This window comes from Actinotignum timonense, assembly GCF_900155575.1.
In the GTDB taxonomy this organism is placed as follows: Bacteria; Actinomycetota; Actinomycetes; order Actinomycetales; family Actinomycetaceae; genus Actinotignum; species Actinotignum timonense.
The window spans coordinates 487656-489188 of the sequence record NZ_LT706966.1; the positions used below are offsets into that span (position 1 = coordinate 487656).

General features: G+C 64.0%; 1 protein-coding gene. It reads left to right on the forward strand.

The features are described from left to right. Positions 1-620: 620 nt before the first annotated feature. Positions 621-1421 (forward strand): TetR/AcrR family transcriptional regulator, encoded by an 801-nt coding sequence (locus CZ322_RS02085; protein WP_159454972.1) that lies wholly within the window; start codon positions 621-623, stop codon positions 1419-1421. The last annotated feature ends 112 nt before the right edge of the window (positions 1422-1533 follow it).

Here is a 1533-nt window from a genome sequence, read left to right on the forward strand (position 1 = left end):
GGGCCTGCGAACGACAGGCACCGACCGCCCACCATCACGCCGGCTTACAAAGTGGTACTGGAGCTACAGCCAACACCCGGTTTTCTGTCGTGGAGTACCACTCTGTCAGGCCCGATGCTCTCCAGTACCACTCTGTCACCGCACCGCGGGCCTGGTGGCCAGCCACCACCCGGAGCCGATCTGGCAACTGGCGGCCCAGGCCCGTCCAGCCCGGGCCCGTCCAGCCCGCCCCGAAAACAAAGTGCGCATAAGAGCACCGTTTCGGAGCGATTTCGTGTCTCTTACGCGCTGTGAGACTTGTGTGTAGCTGATCTGGGATCGGCTGGCAGGATAGATCATAGCCACGGTGGCGTGCCCCGCTTACGCGCTGACCTGCCCGCACCAGGCCTAAACAGCCTGGAAAACACGCGGGAGTGTCTTGGAAGTGACATGGCCGNAGGGTGATGGTCCGAAATGCGCACTTGAGGAGGAGGGAGACCAGGCCGACTCACAAAATGTACATGGGTGACTGTTTTTCCGAGATGCACTTCGCATGTACGACATCTGCACTACAGCTCGGAAAACACCTACCACCCCGCCTCCCCTTGCGCCGCCTATTTTACATGTGTAAATTAGGCGGCATGAGAGAGGTACACACAGACGCTCCCAACGGCGGCACGAGCGGAATGCCGAACGCAGATCAGCACAGCATCCTCGGCCCCGCCGCAAACCAGCACAGCCCCCTCGGCCCTGCCGCAGACGATCCGCGGGCCCGGCGCTCCTACGATGCGCTGGTGCACGCTGCTGGCGCGCTCATTGATAGCGGCGCGGCGATTGATGATCTCACCGTCTCTTGGATCACGCGGGAAGCCGGGGTCACCCGCCCCACTTTCTACCAGCATTTTTCTGGGATTAGCCAACTGGTGCGCGCCGTCGTTCTTACACGGCTCCACGCAATTTTTGACGCCACCCCGGTGCCAACCTCAGAAGAACCGTCGCTCGACGTACAGCTGCAGGTGCTGCTCCCCATGCTCACCACTCTGTTGGAGCACCGCCACCTCATTGCCGCGGCTCTCACCAGTTCCGCGGCTCTCGGGAGCGCAGCCCCGATTATCGCGGCGATTCGTGATCGCCTGCTCAGTGCCCCGGCCATTCGCGCCCGTGGCCGTGTCATGTTCGGTACGCCGACACCCGAAAAACAAACTTCGGGCGACGGCGCGCCTGCGCCTGCGACCGCTAAATCAAGCATGCCCGCCGGGGCGAACGGCGCCTATCCCCCGCCCTCGAAAGCGGAGATGGACTTCGCTTCCATGGTGGCGGCCGGCCTGCTCTGGCGCGTGCTCCACTGGATGACCGAGGAACCCGCCGACCCCGATGATCTTCCCCGCCTCGCTACCGAAGTGGGCAGTTTTACCCGCGCCGCCTATGGAGAACACTCATGAGCGAATCACGAAACACCGCCCCGCAGCCGGATACGACGCCGCGCACCACCGCGGAAACCGGGCAGGCCGCGCCAGCCGCGCATACCGCGCCGCGCACCGCGGAAACCGGGCC